The organism is Gilliamella sp. BG2 (assembly GCF_046635645.1).
GTDB classification, from domain to species: domain Bacteria; phylum Pseudomonadota; class Gammaproteobacteria; order Enterobacterales; family Orbaceae; genus Gilliamella; species Gilliamella bombi.
The window spans coordinates 14,923-32,667 of sequence record NZ_JBIDFF010000007.1 but is presented as its reverse complement, the minus strand read 5'-3'; the positions used below and the strand labels follow the sequence as shown (position 1 = coordinate 32,667).

Below are 17,745 nucleotides of genomic sequence, written 5' to 3'. Positions count from 1 at the left end.
TTAGCATTTCCCCCAAAAACAGTATTAAGGAATAATTATGGCAATGGAGATACATCCAAGCTCAGTGATTGAAAAGGGAGCAAAAATTGGCGATAACGTCAGAATTGGTCCGTTTTGCTTTATTGGTGAGAATGTTGAAATTGGTGACGGTACTTTTTTAAAATCACACGTTGTTATCAATGGTCACACAAAAATTGGTAAAGATAACCAAATCTATCAATTTGTTTCGATTGGTGAGGTAAACCAAGATTTAAAATATCGTGGAGAGCCAACACGCACTGAAATTGGCGATCGTAATATGATTCGTGAAAGCGTAACTATTCACCGTGGCACTGTTCAAGGTGGTGAATTAACGCGAATTGGTAGTGATAATTTATTGATGATTAATGCACATGTTGCTCACGATTGTCATATTGGTGATCATTGTATTTTAGCAAATAATGCCACTTTAGGTGGGCATGTTCAATTAGATGATTATGTAATTATTGGCGGAATGACTGCCGTTCATCAATTTTGTGTGATCGGATCACATGTTATGGTTGGTGGTTGTTCAGGTGTTGCTCAGGATGTTCCACCTTATGTTATTGCCCAAGGTAATCATGCAACACCTCATGGCGTAAATTATGAAGGCTTAAAACGTAGAGGGTTTAGCAAAGATGCTTTGCAGGCGATTCGCAATAGTTATAAAATCCTTTATCGAAATGGCTTAACGTTTGAAGAGGCAAAAGTTGAAATTGAAACCATTGCCAAACAACACTCTGAAATCCAATTGTTTATTGACTTTTTTGCCCGTTCAACGCGTGGCATCATCCGTTAATGGCTAATGAAACACTAATCATTGCATTAGTCGCTGGAGAAGCCTCGGGCGATATTCTTGGCGCAGGATTGATTTGTGCGCTAAAAAATTACCATTCTAATATTGAATTTGTAGGTATAGCGGGTCCGAAAATGCAAGCCGAAGGCTGTAAAGCTTGGTACGAAATGGATGAATTATCGGTCATGGGAATTGTTGAAGTATTGGGGCGATTACGCCGTATTTTATCTATTCGCCGAGATATCACTAAACGCCTAGTTAAACTCAAGCCCGATATATTTATTGGTGTTGATGCTCCCGATTTTAATCTTTCCCTAGAAGGAAAATTAAAGCAAGCTGGCATTAAAACAATTCATTATGTTAGTCCATCTGTTTGGGCTTGGAAGCAAAAACGCGTTTTCAAAATTAAGCGTAATACTAATCTTATTTTAGCCTTTTTACCTTTTGAAAAAGTCTTTTATGATAAGTTTGATGTTCCTTGTCGCTTTATTGGGCATAAGATGGCGGATGATATTCCTTTAAATCCAGATCAAACAGCTATGCGTCAACAATTAGGTGTTCCCTTAAATAGCCTTTGTTTATCATTATTACCGGGTAGCCGTCATGCTGAAGTGACATTATTATCAGCACCTTTTTTAAAAGCAGCAAAGCTATTACGAGAGCGTTATCCTAATATACATATTCTAGTACCTTTAGTTAATGCTAAAAGACAAAAAGAATTTGAACAAATCAAAGCTCAAGTTGCACCAGAACTTAAAATACAGTTACTACATGGTCAAGCCCGTGAAGCGATGATTGCGAGTAATGCAGCAATCTTAGCATCGGGGACTGTGGCATTAGAATGTATGTTAGCTAAGTGCCCAATGGTAGTTGGGTACAAAATGAAAGCATTAACTTTTTGGTTAGCTAAAAAATTAATTAAAACGCCTTATGTGTCTTTACCTAATATTTTAGCCGGTAAAGAGATTGTACCTGAATTGTTGCAACAAGATTGCACACCAGAAAATATTGCCAACCGTATTATCCCTTTTTTAGAGGGAGATAATTCAGAACTAAAACAGACATTTTTATCTTTGCATAATCAAATTCGTTGTAATGCTGATGAACAAGCTGCTAAAGCTGTACTTGATGTATTAAAGGAGCCACATTGTTAGAGTTTACCTATCCAGATGTCACTTTAATTGCAGGTGTTGACGAAGTTGGGCGAGGTCCACTTTGTGGCGATGTTGTTACCGCTGCAGTTATTTTAGATCCTAACAAGCCCATTAAAGGCTTAACTGATTCTAAAAAACTAACCGAAAAAAAACGAGAACATCTATTTGATATTATCAAACAAGATGCTTTAGCTTGGAGTGTTGCAAGAGCATCTGTGGACGAAATTGATAAATTAAATATATTACATGCTTCCATGCTTGCTATGCAGCGAGCTGTATCTAAATTACCTATTAACCCCAATTTTGTATTAGTTGACGGTAATCGTTGCCCCGATTTTGGTATACAAACACAAGCTGTAGTTAAAGGCGATTTATTAGTGCCAGAAATCAGTGCTGCGTCTATTTTAGCTAAAGTTACACGCGATCGTGAAATGGTTGAGCTTGATAAATTATATCCACAGTATGGACTTGCTAAACACAAAGGTTATCCAACTAAAGCGCATTTAGCTGCAATAAAGGAACATGGTATTAATCATTTATACCGTAAAAGTTTTGGACCAGTTAAGAGTTTAACATTATTTTAATTCACGATTGTTTATCAACCGTTGTCAGCAATGGTGAGTTAAAAATAGAAACTGGTAAAATGACCATTTCTTGATAAGGAATTTTGTTTCCATAACATTTTTTCAATTTCTTCTTCACGGCAGACGATGAAAGATTAAAATCTTTGATAGTTTGTAATTGGCCAATTTTCAATTTAAGTGCCTTATCATAAATTATTTTCCAAACTACTTGTTTTTATTTAGCAATTTCGCTATTAGGGTCTGTTGAACTTTTGTATTCATATATTAATCAATAATACATTGGTAGCCACATAAGTATAAATGCCAGCAATAACATGCAGGCATAATTGCTTTCTAATTTATCATATCTTTTTGAAATTGAACGATACTGCTTAATTCAGTCAAACGCATTTTCAATTAAATGGCGATATTTATACAGATATCAATCCATGCTATTAACAGAAAGGTGGATTTTAGTTGAGTTTCCTCCATAGCTTTTTCCTATCTGTTCTTAATGCTGAGTTGCTGCATTTTCAGCTATGTTGATGCGCTCGTATAATAGAATCATCGAGGAAAGCCCATTCGAGATTAGCTATACTTAATAATTTTTTGATAATATATTAATATGCCTTTTCTAGACCATAAATTAAAACGTCTATAGACTGTATTCCATTAACCAAATATAGTTGATTAATCTCGCCAAGGAATACCCGTTCTCATTCGCAACAGTATTCCTTCAAATGTCATTATGCCATTTAAAAAATTACCATCAAAGATAAACCCCCATTCATTATTACTCGTTAATGGCTATCTTACTTATAAAATTGATACTAGAATAGCAACTAGATTTATTAATAACGATCAGCGATAATCTTAACCCAATCTTACTAATAATTAGTGTTGTTATGTTTACCATTTATCATTCAAATCAAGTCGATTTACTCAAAACATTATTGAGTGAATTGATGCGCAGGCAACCATTAGAGGATGTGTTTACACCTGATATAGTCATGGTGCAAAGTCAAGGCATGGCACAATGGTTGCAAATTGCGTTAGCGGATGAACTTGGTATCGTGGCTAATGTTGATTTTCTTTTTCCAACTCAGTTTATTTGGCAACTTTATCAAGTCTTGTTACCAGAGGCGCCAATTGAAAATAGCTTTAATGTTGAATCAATGAGTTGGCGTTTGTATTATTTGTTACCTCAAGTTATTAAACAACCTGAGTTTAGCGCACTTAAACATTATCTTGATATTGATAAGCAAGATAAAAAACGGTATCAGCTTGCAACGCGTATTGCACGATTATTTGACCAATATTTAGTTTACCGTCCAGATTGGCTAGCAAAATGGGAGGCAAACCAGACTGTTGCCGAATTGAATCATCATTCTGATGAAACGTGGCAAGCGGAGTTGTGGCGAAAACTAATATCAATTAGCCAACCTTATCATCGCGCTAATATTTATCAACAAATGCTTGAAATGTTATTAAATAATAACTTTGAACGTTCACGTTTAGATGCATTACCTAACCGTATTTTTATTTTTGGTATTACTTCTCTTCCTCCTATTTATCTTTCGCTACTTTCAGCACTTGGGCAACATATTGATGTCCATTTAATGTTTAATAATCCGTGTAAATGGTATTGGGGCGATATTGCTGAAAAACAGTTGTCAGATATATTAAATACACCCGATAAAATACCCAATCCTCTGTTAACCTCATGGGGAAAACTTGGGCGTGATAATCTATTTTTGTTACAAGAATTTAATAATAAGCAAGATATTGAAGCGTTTGCCGATCAGGATCGTTCTTGTCTATTACATGCTATTCAGCAAGATATTTTAGAACTGTATCAAACCGATTTTGATAATAAAACTTTTGCCGTAACAGATAAGTCGATTTCGTTTCATGCCTGCCATAGTGAACAACGTGAAGTTGAGGTATTGTATGACTACCTGCTATCGGTTTTTGATGCAGATCCTACGCTGGAGTTGCGCGATTGCATAGTTATGGTATCAGATATTGATAAGTATGTTCCTTATATTCGAGCCGTCTTTGGTAATGCTGTTGAAAAGCGCTATTTACCTTTTACTATTTCAGATCAAAAAGCACGAAATATCGATCCTATCGTTCAAGGCTTTTTTGCTATTTTAAATTTTCCAAATAGTCGATTTACAGCAGAAGAACTATTTAATTTACTTGAAATCCCTGCTATTGCCGAAAAATTCGCTATTAACGAATCTCAATTAACCTTGTTGCGAACTTGGATTGTTGAGTCAGGCATTCGTTTTGGACTTGAGAGTGCACATAGTTGGTTATTTGGGCTTGAGCGGTTATTACTCGGTTACACGATGAACAGTGAACAAGGCGGTTGGCAACAAATATTACCTTATGATGGTGCAACAGGTTTAGATGCCGAATTAATAGGCCAATTAGCCGAATTTATTAAAGTTGTAAGTAAGTGGTTTGCTATCTTAAATGAAGAAAAACCGCTAATTAATTGGCAACCTTGTTGCCTTGAATTAATCAATGACTTTTTTGTAAGTAATGTTCAACGTGAATCCATTTTATTGATGATCGAAGAAGAATGGCAAGAACTGATTAATAGTGGATTATCGGCTTGTTATACAGATAATATTTCTATCACTATTCTACATGATGCTATGCAATCACGCTTAGAGCAAAATCATTTAGCGCATCGTTTTTTAGTTGGTAAGATAAATTTTTGTACCATGATGCCAATGCGTTCTATTCCATTTAAAGTTGTTTGTTTACTTGGTATGAATGACGGCGATTATCCAAGAACGTCTCTTCCACTTGATTTTGATTTAATCGCACAACATCCAAGACGAGGGGATCGTAGCCGTCGCACAGATGATCGTTACCTTTTTTTAGAAGCAATTTTATCTGCGCAAAAACAGTTGTATATCAGTTATATTGGTCGCGATATGAAAGATAATAGTGAACGTTATCCTTCTATACTTGTTGATGAGTTTTGGGAATATATTGGCCAATATTATGGCAAGGCTAAAAATAATACAGATGGCACTACAAATAGCTTAGATTTTTTACGTGTAAACCATACACGCACACCGTTTAACCCCAAAAATTTTTTACAAGAACCCAAAAGCTATGCCGATGAGTGGTTACCTGCAGCATTGCAACAAGGTGAAAGTCAGTTATTTATTAGTGAAATACCAATTATTAGTGTAGATAATATTAATCTTGATGAATTAAAACGATTTTACCAGCACTCTATTAGGCTATTTTTACAAAAACGGTTTAATTTTTATATAAATTATATGGATGATACCTTACCAGATGCCGAAAACTTTAATCTTGATAGCTTAAAGCGCTATCAATTAAACTTACAGATTTTAAATGAATTAATTGCCAATAGATCGCAACAATCAGATGATTTCTATCAACGATTAGCGTTAACAGGTGACTTACCAGATGGTGCGTTTGGTGAAATTATTTATGATAATCAACTTGAATCACTGCAACCTTTGGCCAATAAAGTTGACCAAGAACGTTTAGTTATGACAACGCAAGAAGTTAATTTAACCATTTCATCTAATGATCAACATTACCAATTACAAGGTTGGTTAACTCACATTCAAGACGATGGTATATTGACATGGCGACCGTCAAAGCTTTCGATTCGCGATGGTATTTCGTTGTGGATTGATCATTTGATTTATTGCATTTTAAATCCTAATAAAATTGATAGTCAAAGTCGTATGTATGGTCGGGACGATAATGAATGGCGATTTTCACATTTAAATGCAGATCTGTCCTTAACTATATTAACTAATTTAGTTGAAGGCTATTTGCAGGGGATCAATGAACCATTATTAATGCCATTAAAAAGTTCGTGGAGTTGGTTAATTACAGCTTATGATAAAAAAACAGGTCAGATTATCGCTAGTGAAAGAGCTATCAATCAACTTTTAAATTCATGGCAAGGCGGATTTAACCAATCCGCCGAGTGTGACAGTTATTATACTCGTCTTTATCCTGAGTTAACCGATACACTGATTGAACAAATTATATTTACTGCTGAGCGATTTTTATTGCCAATTTTATTACATCAAAAAGCAGTAAACTAGGAGGCATAATGTTTATTGACACGCATTGCCATTTTAATTTTCCACTGTTTACACAGCATATTGCTGAGTCGATACAACAAATTCAACAAGCGAATATTACAGGATTAATTATCCCTGCTGTTTCTGCTTCACACTTTAATACAATATTACAGCTTTCTGAAACTTACGATGAAATTTATGCAGCATTAGGCTTACATCCGATTTATCAACATACTCAAGCTGATCTACAGCAATTAATAAGTATACTAAAAACTAAATCCCAAAAACTTGTCGCCATTGGTGAAATTGGCTTAGATAGACACGATCTAACCATCGATTGGCAAGAGCAACTTGCTGTTTTTAGGGAACAATTATCGCTTGCTAAACAGTTTGATTTACCTGTTTTGATTCACTCTCGTAAAACGCATGATATCATGTATCATGAACTACACCGAGCCAATTTACCTTGTCGTGGCGTCATACATGGATTTTCAGGTAGCTATCAACAAGCAATGCAATTTGTTAAACTCGGTTATTATATTGGTGTGGGTGGCATAATTAGTTATGAACGTGCTAATAAAACTCGCAATACAATTGCTCAATTACCGCTTGAAAGCCTAGTGCTTGAAACAGATGCCCCCGACATGCCATTAAGTGGGCGTCAAGGTCAAGCAAATCGCCCTGAATATATCACTGAGGTTTTTAAAATATTGACACAATTACGCACTGAATCACCAGAACACATACTTAACACAATTTTAACAAATACCTTGACGCTATTTAGTGGAATCAATAGAATAAAAATCTAACAAGCAACTAAAATAAATTTACTATTATTATGAAGTTATTTTAGTAAACCAACGACAGTAGGTTTATATGGCTAGACAATTGAATCAACTATTTGCTCAATCTATTTCCTCCCTCACCCGATTATTTCCTTTGTGGGCAGTTTTGTGTGCGGTTATGGCCTATTTTTCTCCTGATACTTTTACACCTATACGTCCCTATACATCACAATTACTCATGTTTGTGATGTTCACCATGGGAGTTACATTAAGTATTGATGATTTTAGACGTGTAGTCACCAAACCTAAAGCGGTGGTTATTTGTACTTTGTTACATTACATTGTTATGCCGTTAACTGCTCTAATTTTATCAAAACTGTTTACAATGAGACCAGAACTATTGGTTGGCATGGTGTTAGTTGGAAGCGTAGCTAGCGGAACAGCATCAAATGTGATGATTTATCTTGCCAAAGGTGATGTTGCATTGTCTGTTACAATTTCATCTGTTTCGACACTTGTGGGGGTAGTTATAACACCACTGATAACACTACTATTAGTTGGAACAACAGTTGAAGTCCCTGTTTGGGGAATGCTTGTACATATTGTACAGATTGTACTAATACCGATTATATTAGGATTAATTGTTCACCATTTCTTAAATGCTATTGTTAAAAAATGTGAGCAATTTTTACCACTTTTATCAATGATTTGTATTTTATTAATTATTTGTATTGTAGTAGCAGGTAGCCATACTCAAATTGGCCAAGTGGGGGGCACTGTTATTTTTGCAGTTGTGATTCATAATGCGTTAGGATTGCTTGGTGGTTACTGGGGAGGACGTTTATTTGGATTTGATGAATCAACCTGCAGAACCATGTCACTTGAAGTAGGAATGCAAAACTCTGCCCTTGCAGCTACTTTAGGCACCACCTACTTTTCGGCTTTATCGGCTCTGCCTGCTGCAGTATTTTCTGTTTGGCACAATATTTCAGGTTCATTACTGGCTGGCTATTGGCAAGGTAAACCAGTAAAGAATAAGAAAAAATCCAATCATTAACAAATAATATTGTAAAATAGCATTCATCAGCTCTCTTTCTTAATCAACTCTAAGTAAGAGAGCTTAATTTTCTGAGCTTATATCCAACCGCTCCACTAGCATTTAAATTAATTTTAGGCCAAATTAAAATGAATAGCGAATTACAGTTACCACCGTTTGTCTATCGTATATTACCGTGGATTGCGGCGTTTGCATTCTTTATGCAATCACTTGATACCTCGATATTAAATACAGCCCTCCCCACTATGGCTAACGACCTCAATGAGTCTCCATTAAATATGCAATCAGCCGTGATAAGTTATGCTTTGACCCTTGCATTATTTATTCCTGTTAGTGGTTTTTTATCAGATAAATTTGGCACTAGAAATATTTTTGTCATGGCCGTTTCACTATTCACACTGGGTTCATTACTTTGCGCTTTATCTAATTCATTATTTTTTTTAGATATATCACGAGTAATCCAAGGCATTGGTGGCTCCATGATGGTGCCTATATCACGTTTAGTATTGATAAAATCTTTTAAGCGTAGTGATTTTTTAGCTGCGTTAAATACAGCCACGATTCCTGGATTAATTGGTCCCGTTTTAGGACCAGTATTGGGAGGATATCTAGTTGATATGGTAAGTTGGCACTGGGTGTTTTTTATTAATTTACCCATTGGTATTTTAGGTATAATAATTAGTTGGAAATACATGCCTAACTTAAAAGGCCAACACATGCCTTTTGATCTATTAGGCTTTATATTTATTGTTATTAGCTTTATTAGCGCCACTTTGAGTGTAGAGATTTTAAACCAAAATCAGACATATTATTGTCCATTACTACTTGCGACAATTAGTCTACTTTTTTTATTTATTTATCGTGAATATGCAAAAAAGAAACAAACTCCATTATTCCCACTATCGCTATTTAAAATCCGTACGTTCAAAATAGGAATTATCGGAAATTTAATTTGCCGATTAGGTATATCAGGAGTGCCTTTTCTTATTCCACTATTATTACAAGTGGGATTTGGTTATTCAGCTATTTTTGCCGGCATTATGTTGATGCCAATGGCCATTGCTTCAATTTGTACTCGAATCTTTATTCCACGTATTTTAGCACGTTTAGGTTACCGTTTCGTACTAGTTACTAATACAATTTTAGCTGGCATAATGATTATTTTAATGTCCGTATTAAATTTATCGACACCACTTATTCTTATCAGTTTATTGCTATTTTGTATCGGTGGAATCAACTCCATGCAATACACGTCCATGAATAGCATAACCTTAGCTAATCTAGAAAACGACAATACAAGTAGTGGCAATAGCTTAATGGCAGTAAATCAACAATTAGCAATTAGTTTTGGTACCGGATTGGGTGCTGTTTTATTACGCTTAATTAGCACCACAACAAGTACTATTCACTCATTTCAGTTAACATTTGTTATACTTGGTATGATTACCGTTTTATCAAGCATTATTTTTGCACAATTAAAAAAAGAAGACGGACAAAATCTAACCAATCATCAGCAAGAAATAAGGAGATAAATCTATGTTCCAGTACCAAATCATCCCAGTTACAGCTTTCCAAGAAAATTGTAGCATCATTTGGTGCGATCAAACCATGGAAGGTGCATTTATTGATCCCGGAGGTGAACCCGAACTGCTTATAAAAGCGGTTGAAAAGCTAGGCGTTAATATTAAGCAGATTTTATTAACCCATGGACATTTGGATCATGTCGGTGCTGCAACTATATTGGCTAAACATTATGATGTGAAGATTATTGGACCAAGCCAAGAAGATGAATTTCTATTAACAAGTTTACCACAACAAAGTACACAATTCGGTTTTCCTTATACTGATAGCTTTTTGCCTGATCGTTGGTTAAAAGAAGGTGAGCAGATTCAAGTTGGTAATATTAGCCTTGATGTACTTTTTTGCCCGGGTCACACTCCGGGACATATTGTTTTTATTAACCATTTGGATAAGCTGGCTTTTGTCGGCGATGTATTATTTAAAAGTAGTATAGGAAGAACTGATTTTCCACGAGGCAACCATGCCGATTTAATTTCATCAATCACTAATAAATTATTACCACTTGGGGATGACTTTATTTTTGTACCAGGCCACGGACCTATGTCTAGTTTTGGTCATGAACGAGTTAGTAATCCTTACTTAGTTTAAGTAACAAATTATTTTAATTATCACACTCTTTATTTTAGAGTGTGATAAAAATATCCTATACTCCACTCCAATGTAAACAAATTAAAAACAAAAAAGTTTACAACAATAATAATTGCGCTATTATAGTTCTACTATTTATATAAAAGGTAGAAAATAATGAAACTTCAACCGACTTCGTATTATCCAACATTTATCACTACACTTGTAAATTTATCTTCTTGGCAACGTAAATTATTAACCACAACAAGTGCAGCATTACTTTTAGGATTAGCCGCTAACATTAGTATTCCAACTTACCCTGTTCCATTTACATTACAATCATTGGCTGTATTGTTAATTGGTGCTTTTTTAGGTCGTAAACTAGGTGCATTAGCAATAATCCAATACCTTATTTTAGGTGCAATTGGGTTACCGCTATTTGCCAATGGTAGTGGTGGAATTATGGCGTTAGCATCACCATCTTCAGGTTACTTATATGGCTATGTATTTAGTGCCTATTTAGCAGGGTTTGCAGCAGAAAGAGGTTATGATCGTCACTTTATTTTAGGTTTAATTGCATTCGCTTGTGCGCATCAATTGTTATTTGTATTTGGCGTTGTCTATTTAATGGGCTATTTACACATCACGCTAATTGATGCTTTAAAAGTGGGTTATCTGCCATTTGTTGGGGTGGATGCGCTTAAATTTATTATTGCAACTTGTGTAATGTTTTCGCTATGGCGCTATCGTGCAAAAAAACAATAATATCCAATGTGGAGATATAATCTTCCAAAGCCTAAAAAAAAATAATGCTTTTAATGGCGCTGTAAGCCTTTCAGGTGCATTGTCAAAGATAGATGAAAGAACCAAAAGTATTAATCATGTTGGTTTATATATTGGAAATAATACCGTTATTGAAGCAACGCAAAACTATGGCGTGATTGAACAATCGTTTACTAATTTTATTTGTGCAGCTAAGCACAATATCATTGGTAGAATCCATGATTTAGTTGTTATTCAAAATGCATTAAGACGGGTAAAGAAATGCTTGGGTTCACCTTACAATCACAGCTTTCATCCCAATGCAGATGGGTTTTATTGCAGTGAACTAATTACTTATGCCTTTAAAACTGAGCAAGGTAATGATTATTTCGCATTATATCCAATGAATTTTAAAGATTTAGCGACAAATGAGATTTTATCTTATTGGGTTGATTATTATCGCGATCTAAATCAGATTATTCCACAACATGAACTAGGATCGCACCCACAGCAATTACTTAGACAACGCCATTTATTCAAGACAATCCTAACACTTGAATGATAATAAAAGGAGGAAATTTTACACAAAAAAACATTTAAAATAATTTAACTATTGACATAGCGCCATTAAATCTATAATATGCGCGCTACATTTCGGTTCCTCCATAGTTCAGTCGGTAGAACGGCGGACTGTTAATCCGTATGTCACAGGTTCAAGTCCTGTTGGAGGAGCCAATATACCAAATATAATAAATTATATAGATGCTCCAAGTACTTTTTACAAAAATTTTTATTCTATTAATATCAGAAGTTCATACTGTATTTGTAAACGAATTCAACACCGAAGTATAACAGAATAAAAACTAGCTATAGTTTTATCAAGCTTAAACAATTCTAAAGATTTTGTTAGATATATATTTAATTCATATAGTTAACGTATTATCTATATCTAACGTGGACTTTTGCGTATATATTTAAGACTCGCTTTGCCATCAGGCATAAAATAAGTCCCATACTTAACTAGTCCACCTTCTTTAAAATGACAAATAAGTTCATAACCAAGCACCATTGAATCACTGCTTTCTTCTGCAATATTAACCTTAATTGATGCAAGTCTTGGTTCATAAAGAAGCAGTGTTTTCTCAATGGCTCTCATTAAAACATAAGCCGATGACGGTAAAGCTTGAAAGATCGTTGACATATCGGGTAATCCATAATCTGGCATGTGTTTTACAGTACCTGCTCGGCTATTTAAAATACGTTCAATATTATCCATTACACTGATAATTGTCTGTTCATTTTCACTTACATCTTCAAGGGCTATGCCTGATTCAAAATAACCATAAAGCTGGTCATATAATGAAGCACTCATTTATTTTTCTTCCACCAATTTTATTGTGTATTGACTTGCGATTATTTGACGTGGTTGAGTAATATTTAAGTCTCCACGTTTTAACACTAGTCGCCAGCTATTATCTTTTAAATCTGGTTCTTTATAAAGCGCAGCAATACCTACCGCCTTAGCCTTTTTATCAAATGAAACATCAATAGAAATAGCGGTATCTGGCTTTAATACTATTTCTTTACTTTCAATTAATGAATCTTTTAGTTCATCACTATCTTGATCAACTAACTCTTGATAAGCAACAGAATTAAAAACGTCAGCTTCTTTTAATTGATAAATTCGAATTACAACTGGCGAGGATCTTCCTTCGTCATCTATATTTAACTCAGCTCTTGCTATAATATCTAGATGTAAAGTTCTTACATCCCATTTAAAAATAGAGTTGCTCAAATCAGTTGCTTTTTCTGAGACACTTTGCGCAATACCGCATCCTGTTAGACACATAGTTAATAAGATAGTAATGAATATATTAATTATTTTCATATTTATTTCCTTTCTTTATATTATGCTGCATAACTAATGCCGTAATAGCAGCCTAAATTTACAGCGACTTCATCTTGAAGAGATTCACCATCTACTGTTTTTTTAGTAAATGATGCAGTTTGCCCTAATCGGCTATTTTTAGATGCCAATTGACTACGAGGTAAAAATTGGCGCTGAATATAGAGCGTCATTTTGGCATCCACTTGATATCCCAGATAAGCGCGTAATAGAGCCAATAAGTCATAGTATAATTGCCCACCAGGTAGTAAATCTGCAATCTGGCTTTCATGTTGTGGAGTAATTGCAATATGGACGGTTTGATTACATTCTCTAAAGCGAGATCCTAATATAGCACCACCATCTAAAGCAGCTTGTTCATGCCGTTTTCCCCCCAACTGTGCGGGGTTATCAATGGATTGCCAAACAGGATGAAACTCACTTACAACAACTTTTGCATCATTGACTAACACTCGCACTAACCCAACTATACCTTCGGCTGTACGTGTTTTTTGTGTAATTAAACCTAATAATGCTAAAAAACGAGATAGTGGTGTACCAATTTGTTTACTCGTTCCTTCAATACCAAATCCCGTTAATCCAAGTAAACATAGTGATATCGGATCTTTTCCGCCATCTAAAAAGCTTGCCGGATAATGATATTTCAACCAAATCCGATAAAATTGGGTTATTATTCGATGGTTAAATATATCTAAAAAGTCGGTCATGGTTTGATAGTTTTCTTCACGGCGAATAATATTATCAAGTAAGCCGAGTGGTAATGCAGCATCAACACCATACAACCCTAAAAATCGAGTTCTAACTGTAGTTGGCCGATTAATATAAGGCGCTCTCTCTATATATTTCAATTCACTTGCCGGAAAAGACATATCGATAGATGGAGCAAAACGTAAAGGATCCGCTGTTGGGGTTTCGTGTTTACCCAACACAGGACCATCTGCATAAATTTGTTCAATTAACTGACAAAAACGATAAAAATTCATTTTTGGCAGGTTCTTTTCAAGAGCCTGCATTAAAGGACTGCTTTCGATGCTTTGCTGTGATTCCATACAATTTTATTTCCTGTTGGTAAAACTATAATCGCTAATTGCGTAAATAAGTTAACATCGGCATATAATGCAAAAAATTGGTGTAACAACTCACCAAAAAGCATCACATCACCATCACCTGTAAATTGGTAACTGTTAATTGTCACCTCAATTTCTATACCGCGTTGCAACATCCCTTTTTCAATACGTTTGATCATTCGATGAGAAACCTCTACTATTCCCTCTAAACGGCGGCGATTTAATTCGTTATCAGTCCAATCATATAAAGCAAGTGTTCCACGCAACACTTCCGCATTCATTAATGACAGATAATTAGGTGCTAAATGCGATAGCACCCGCCAATAAAAACGATCTTCTGTTGGTGGATAACAAGGTAACGTTGGAGAGCATAAATTTCTCACTTTTGCGATAAAATTTTGCGAATGACACAGCTCATGAATTCGAGCATTGCGTAATGCTTTACGAGGTAACATGCCATTAGTACCAGTGATGCGTAATGATAAAGTTTCTGGCTCAAGCTCATCCTCTTTATCCCAAATCTTACCGCCCAAAATCAACCAAGTATCATGTAAACCCGATGCACCTTTACGAACTCGAGTATGATAATACCTTTCTGGAGCATCATGCCGTAACATACCACCTCGATGTTTAAAGCTCGTAAAAGGGACATAGTGGTAACGTCCATTACGAGTGATAGACTCGACATGCTCAACAGAATGAACCTCTACATGTCCACTTTGACGCAATAATGGACGAAGCAAATATTCACTTTCTAATTGATTAACAACAATAGGATCAGCTTCCATATCGAATAAATTAATGGCTGGTACACAATGCAAACGAATATTGCTATGGTCAAAAGGCATATCACTTGGCCAAGTTTGGTTAAGCAATAGTTCGATATCAATGTAATCACATTGTTCTGGAATAGCATGTTTCTCTAACCCATGCAAATCAACAAACATAAATTTTTCACGAAATGCAAAATACTCTAATAATAGTTGATACCCAGCAAAAGCATTATCAGGTTTTAGCCACAAACGCTCATCGTCACCAAAACCGACTGGGGTTATTTTACCTTGCAAATTTATGCGTTTTTCAGGTTGGGTTGCATAACGCAAGTATATTGAAGCTACCTGCTGTGTTAACGCATAATATAACGCTGATGCAATCGGTCCATCTGCATTTAAATATAATCGTAGTTGGGACAAGTCAAGTAGTTTAAGATCAGCTAACTCACCAAAACGGAGACGAAGAGTAATCATGCTTCGACCATCATAATTGATACCTATTTTTGCTTGACTGATTTTTATTGGTTGTAGCGTCACAGCTTGTGTCGTACGATATGGGCACTGTGTACCTGCCTGACCAAGTGGTTCTGTCTGTACTTGTAATCCTTTGGGAATCACTTCTGGGCAAGATAATGTCATATAATTTGGCGTTAATTCAATAATAGACAATGACGGAATTAACCGCAAATAGTGTGGCCAAAGTAGGCTTACTAAACTTTCAGTAAGTTCAGGTAAATCATCATCAATTTTTTGGCGTAGCCGCCCAGTTAGAAAAGCAAAGCCTTCAAATAATCGCTCCACATAAGGATCACGATCACCAACGCGATCTAAATTCAGTTGACTTGCTCTATCAGGATGAATTTTCGAAAATTCTTTTCCTGCATCTCGCAAGTAACGCATTTCTGATTCATAATAACGTAAAATTAAATCATCCATCGTTTATCTCTTTATTTTTTATATTATTTAGTCAGATTATTTTTTATCGTTGATAAAATTACATCACACTTAATGCCCTTGCTGGATCTAGATGAATTAGCTCTTGTTGTAATAACTCAACTAACTCTAACAAATGTGGCTTGATTATCTCTTTAGATTTCGTTTTTTGCTTGATTAATCGCAATAAACATCGCTTAACCTCAAACACCAATTCTTGCTCCCACTGTAATAATGTCAAGGATTGTTGTTGATTATTCAAACCAATAAATAGCTTTAATGCAATATCTTGCTTGCCAAGTTGCTCAGCAACTCTTGCCTGTGTATATTGCAATAAAAAGCGTTGTTTAGGGGAACGTAGCAATGGCAAGTTTTGTAGCCAATAAAACGCTTTTTCTAAACTTTCGGCATGAGCTAGTTCTAAAGCTTGTTTTTCAATTTCATTCCAATCATCAGCAGCAGATACTGCAATGGGTTGCATACTGTCACCTTCATCTAAATGATGAATACGAGCATTATTTGCAATCCAATCTAATGTTTCATCATCAGCAAATGGCATACCATTTTCAAAAAAGAGGTGCTCAACACCATTTAACCGCTCTAACATCAACCCAATATCGGTTAAATAAATATCCGCCCATGATTGATAAGGCTGTCCCATTTTTTGTAACGACATTACCGTTGCCCGTTGCAAATCTAACCAAAAATGATTAGCGCTTTCCATAAAAGCAGCTTCAACACGTTCAAAAAGCTCTGACCATTGTTGTTGAAGGATTAAACGGCTAATATGCTGTTTAAGCTCTGTTCTTGGGGCTGGTAACCGTGTTTTTCCCCGATGATCAGCTGGAGGTAAATCAATAATCGTATCCCATCTTAGCACCCTTAAAAAGCGACCAGCGGCAAGATAACCATCAGGCTTTTCACGCAAAAAAGTCGCCATTTTACGGGCCAGATCGAGCAAATCACGTTGAGAACCAATCTTCATTCCAGTTATATTTTTAGGCGAATCTAATTGTGAAGAAGGTTCTGGGGTTACTGGAGTGGCTTGTGCAAAATTGGCGGTTTTAGCTGGTTGACTTATACCACTATTAAAAAAGTGAACTAATGCTGATAAATCGGGCGAATCAATAGGTTGATTAGGATCATCACTAACAAAAAGTTTTTGGCAACTATGATCAATTTGATTTAACGCAACAATAATACGCGTCAAGCAAAGTTCAGGTATAGGGCGTAATTGAGTAAGTTGATCAACAAATTTTGCATTAGCAAGCCATTCTACCGCATTTTTACGAATATTATGCCGTGATGGGTAAATTGATGAACCAAATTTATTCAGTAACCCAGCTAACAGCTCAACGCCATCAGCAAAGCCATCCGCACCATCTACATATAAGCGTGCCAAACAATAATAAGTTGCAACACGAATATCTTTACTATTTTGTTTTAATATCGTTTCACTTTCAGTAATAATCAGTGGGTAATTAACCCCAGACAATTTTGCGATCTCTTCTTTAATTTCTTGGAATGTGTCGTGATAGGTTAAATCCTCTCCTGTAGGCTTGTCTGGTGTAATGGGTTGCAACCAGTCATTCCAACGTTGGTTTAACTCCCTTGTCATAGATTGACTAGGGGTTTGTTGCCCTAAAAAACGGCTTAATAATTGGCTAAACATAATAATAATCCAATATT

Annotated in this window: 16 protein-coding genes, 1 tRNA gene and 1 pseudogene; 11 read left to right on the top strand and 7 right to left on the bottom strand. The window is 35.5% G+C overall.

What is annotated here, in order from left to right; all coding sequences use genetic code 11:
• Nucleotides 1-37 precede the first annotated feature (37 nt).
• Genes lpxA through rnhB form a run of 3 tightly spaced genes read left to right on the top strand, consistent with a single transcriptional unit; the run spans nt 38 to nt 2,552 of the window.
• On the top strand, nt 38-817 hold the full coding sequence (gene lpxA / locus ACGH6Q_RS04380) for an acyl-ACP--UDP-N-acetylglucosamine O-acyltransferase (RefSeq protein WP_065611494.1): 780 nt from the start codon (nt 38-40) through the stop codon (nt 815-817).
• Nucleotides 817-1,968, top strand: a complete 1,152-nt coding sequence (gene lpxB / locus ACGH6Q_RS04375; RefSeq protein ID WP_411592071.1) for a lipid-A-disaccharide synthase — start codon at nt 817-819, stop codon at nt 1,966-1,968. The genes lpxA and lpxB overlap by 1 nt, the downstream gene beginning before the upstream one ends.
• Nucleotides 1,962-2,552 (top strand): ribonuclease HII, encoded by a 591-nt coding sequence (gene rnhB / locus ACGH6Q_RS04370; RefSeq protein ID WP_034910816.1) that lies wholly within the window; start codon nt 1,962-1,964, stop codon nt 2,550-2,552. The genes lpxB and rnhB overlap by 7 nt, the downstream gene beginning before the upstream one ends.
• Before the next feature lies 1 nt (nt 2,553).
• Here the strand turns inward: rnhB and ACGH6Q_RS04365 are convergent, their stop codons facing one another.
• Nucleotides 2,554-2,724: a peptidoglycan peptidase gene (locus tag ACGH6Q_RS04365; protein WP_080702313.1), complete on the bottom strand. Its 171-nt coding sequence runs from the start codon at nt 2,722-2,724 to the stop codon at nt 2,554-2,556.
• A 96-nt stretch (nt 2,725-2,820) separates the two neighbouring features.
• Nucleotides 2,821-3,275, bottom strand: a pseudogene (locus tag ACGH6Q_RS04360) (transposase); the annotation flags it as partial.
• 161 nt (nt 3,276-3,436) lie between these two features.
• Between ACGH6Q_RS04360 and recC the strand changes: the two are divergent.
• The 8 genes from recC to ACGH6Q_RS04320 all read left to right on the top strand — a co-directional run bounded on the left by recC (nt 3,437) and on the right by ACGH6Q_RS04320 (nt 12,112).
• Entirely contained in the window at nt 3,437-6,646 is a 3,210-nt protein-coding gene (gene recC, locus ACGH6Q_RS04355; RefSeq protein ID WP_411592069.1) for an exodeoxyribonuclease V subunit gamma, read from the top strand.
• 8 nt (nt 6,647-6,654) lie between these two features.
• Nucleotides 6,655-7,434, top strand: a complete 780-nt coding sequence (locus tag ACGH6Q_RS04350; RefSeq protein WP_297224486.1) for a TatD family hydrolase — start codon at nt 6,655-6,657, stop codon at nt 7,432-7,434.
• A 67-nt stretch (nt 7,435-7,501) separates the two neighbouring features.
• The gene (gene panS / locus ACGH6Q_RS04345; RefSeq protein ID WP_174799270.1) at nt 7,502-8,467 is read left to right on the top strand and encodes a ketopantoate/pantoate/pantothenate transporter PanS; all 966 of its coding nucleotides are present in this window, start codon (nt 7,502-7,504) and stop codon (nt 8,465-8,467) included.
• Between the two features lie 128 nt (nt 8,468-8,595).
• The gene (locus tag ACGH6Q_RS04340) at nt 8,596-9,999 is read left to right on the top strand and encodes a DHA2 family efflux MFS transporter permease subunit (protein WP_411592067.1); all 1,404 of its coding nucleotides are present in this window, start codon (nt 8,596-8,598) and stop codon (nt 9,997-9,999) included.
• A gap of 4 nt (nt 10,000-10,003) precedes the next feature.
• A complete protein-coding gene (locus tag ACGH6Q_RS04335) occupies nt 10,004-10,636 on the top strand; it encodes an MBL fold metallo-hydrolase (RefSeq protein WP_065561679.1) in 633 nt (210 codons plus the stop codon).
• A 156-nt stretch (nt 10,637-10,792) separates the two neighbouring features.
• Nucleotides 10,793-11,380 carry a biotin transporter BioY gene (locus ACGH6Q_RS04330; protein WP_051634174.1) on the top strand — a complete coding sequence of 196 codons (588 nt, stop codon included), beginning with the start codon at nt 10,793-10,795 and terminating at the stop codon, nt 11,378-11,380.
• Nucleotides 11,364-11,939 (top strand): YiiX/YebB-like N1pC/P60 family cysteine hydrolase, encoded by a 576-nt coding sequence (locus tag ACGH6Q_RS04325; RefSeq protein WP_296301227.1) that lies wholly within the window; start codon nt 11,364-11,366, stop codon nt 11,937-11,939. Before ACGH6Q_RS04330 ends, ACGH6Q_RS04325 begins: the two co-directional genes overlap by 17 nt.
• 97 nt (nt 11,940-12,036) lie before the next feature.
• Nucleotides 12,037-12,112, top strand: a tRNA-Asn gene (locus tag ACGH6Q_RS04320).
• A gap of 214 nt (nt 12,113-12,326) precedes the next feature.
• On the opposite strand, the gene tssE is transcribed toward ACGH6Q_RS04320, so the two are convergent.
• The 5 genes from tssE to tssA are packed head-to-tail and all read right to left on the bottom strand — an operon-like array spanning nt 12,327 to nt 17,728.
• Nucleotides 12,327-12,749 carry a type VI secretion system baseplate subunit TssE gene (gene tssE, locus ACGH6Q_RS04315; protein WP_065590738.1) on the bottom strand — a complete coding sequence of 141 codons (423 nt, stop codon included), beginning with the start codon at nt 12,747-12,749 and terminating at the stop codon, nt 12,327-12,329.
• Nucleotides 12,750-13,265 carry a type VI secretion system lipoprotein TssJ gene (tssJ, locus tag ACGH6Q_RS04310; RefSeq protein ID WP_411592064.1) on the bottom strand — a complete coding sequence of 172 codons (516 nt, stop codon included), beginning with the start codon at nt 13,263-13,265 and terminating at the stop codon, nt 12,750-12,752.
• A 20-nt stretch (nt 13,266-13,285) separates the two neighbouring features.
• Nucleotides 13,286-14,332, bottom strand: a complete 1,047-nt coding sequence (gene tssG / locus ACGH6Q_RS04305) for a type VI secretion system baseplate subunit TssG (RefSeq protein WP_411592063.1) — start codon at nt 14,330-14,332, stop codon at nt 13,286-13,288.
• Nucleotides 14,296-16,059, bottom strand: coding sequence for a type VI secretion system baseplate subunit TssF (gene tssF / locus ACGH6Q_RS04300; RefSeq protein ID WP_065590735.1), 1,764 nt, complete (start codon nt 16,057-16,059; stop codon nt 14,296-14,298). Before tssF ends, tssG begins: the two co-directional genes overlap by 37 nt.
• 58 nt (nt 16,060-16,117) lie before the next feature.
• The gene (gene tssA, locus ACGH6Q_RS04295; protein ID WP_411592061.1) at nt 16,118-17,728 is read right to left on the bottom strand and encodes a type VI secretion system protein TssA; all 1,611 of its coding nucleotides are present in this window, start codon (nt 17,726-17,728) and stop codon (nt 16,118-16,120) included.
• Nucleotides 17,729-17,745: the final 17 nt, after the last annotated feature.

Bases quoted from the DNA above. Each gene is read 5' to 3' on its own strand.
- recC (WP_411592069.1), top strand. From the start codon at position 3,437: ATGTTTACCATTTATCATTCAAATCAAGTCGATTTACTCAAAACATTA.
- ACGH6Q_RS04340 (WP_411592067.1), top strand. From the start codon at position 8,596: ATGAATAGCGAATTACAGTTACCACCGTTTGTCTATCGTATATTACCG.
- tssF (WP_065590735.1), bottom strand. From the start codon at position 16,059: ATGGATGATTTAATTTTACGTTATTATGAATCAGAAATGCGTTACTTG.
- tssG (WP_411592063.1), bottom strand. From the start codon at position 14,332: ATGGAATCACAGCAAAGCATCGAAAGCAGTCCTTTAATGCAGGCTCTT.
- ACGH6Q_RS04335 (WP_065561679.1), top strand. From the start codon at position 10,004: ATGTTCCAGTACCAAATCATCCCAGTTACAGCTTTCCAAGAAAATTGT.
- tssE (WP_065590738.1), bottom strand. From the start codon at position 12,749: ATGAGTGCTTCATTATATGACCAGCTTTATGGTTATTTTGAATCAGGC.
- lpxA (WP_065611494.1), top strand. From the start codon at position 38: ATGGCAATGGAGATACATCCAAGCTCAGTGATTGAAAAGGGAGCAAAA.
- ACGH6Q_RS04330 (WP_051634174.1), top strand. From the start codon at position 10,793: ATGAAACTTCAACCGACTTCGTATTATCCAACATTTATCACTACACTT.
- panS (WP_174799270.1), top strand. From the start codon at position 7,502: ATGGCTAGACAATTGAATCAACTATTTGCTCAATCTATTTCCTCCCTC.
- ACGH6Q_RS04350 (WP_297224486.1), top strand. From the start codon at position 6,655: ATGTTTATTGACACGCATTGCCATTTTAATTTTCCACTGTTTACACAG.
- tssA (WP_411592061.1), bottom strand. From the start codon at position 17,728: ATGTTTAGCCAATTATTAAGCCGTTTTTTAGGGCAACAAACCCCTAGT.
- lpxB (WP_411592071.1), top strand. From the start codon at position 817: ATGGCTAATGAAACACTAATCATTGCATTAGTCGCTGGAGAAGCCTCG.
- tssJ (WP_411592064.1), bottom strand. From the start codon at position 13,265: ATGAAAATAATTAATATATTCATTACTATCTTATTAACTATGTGTCTA.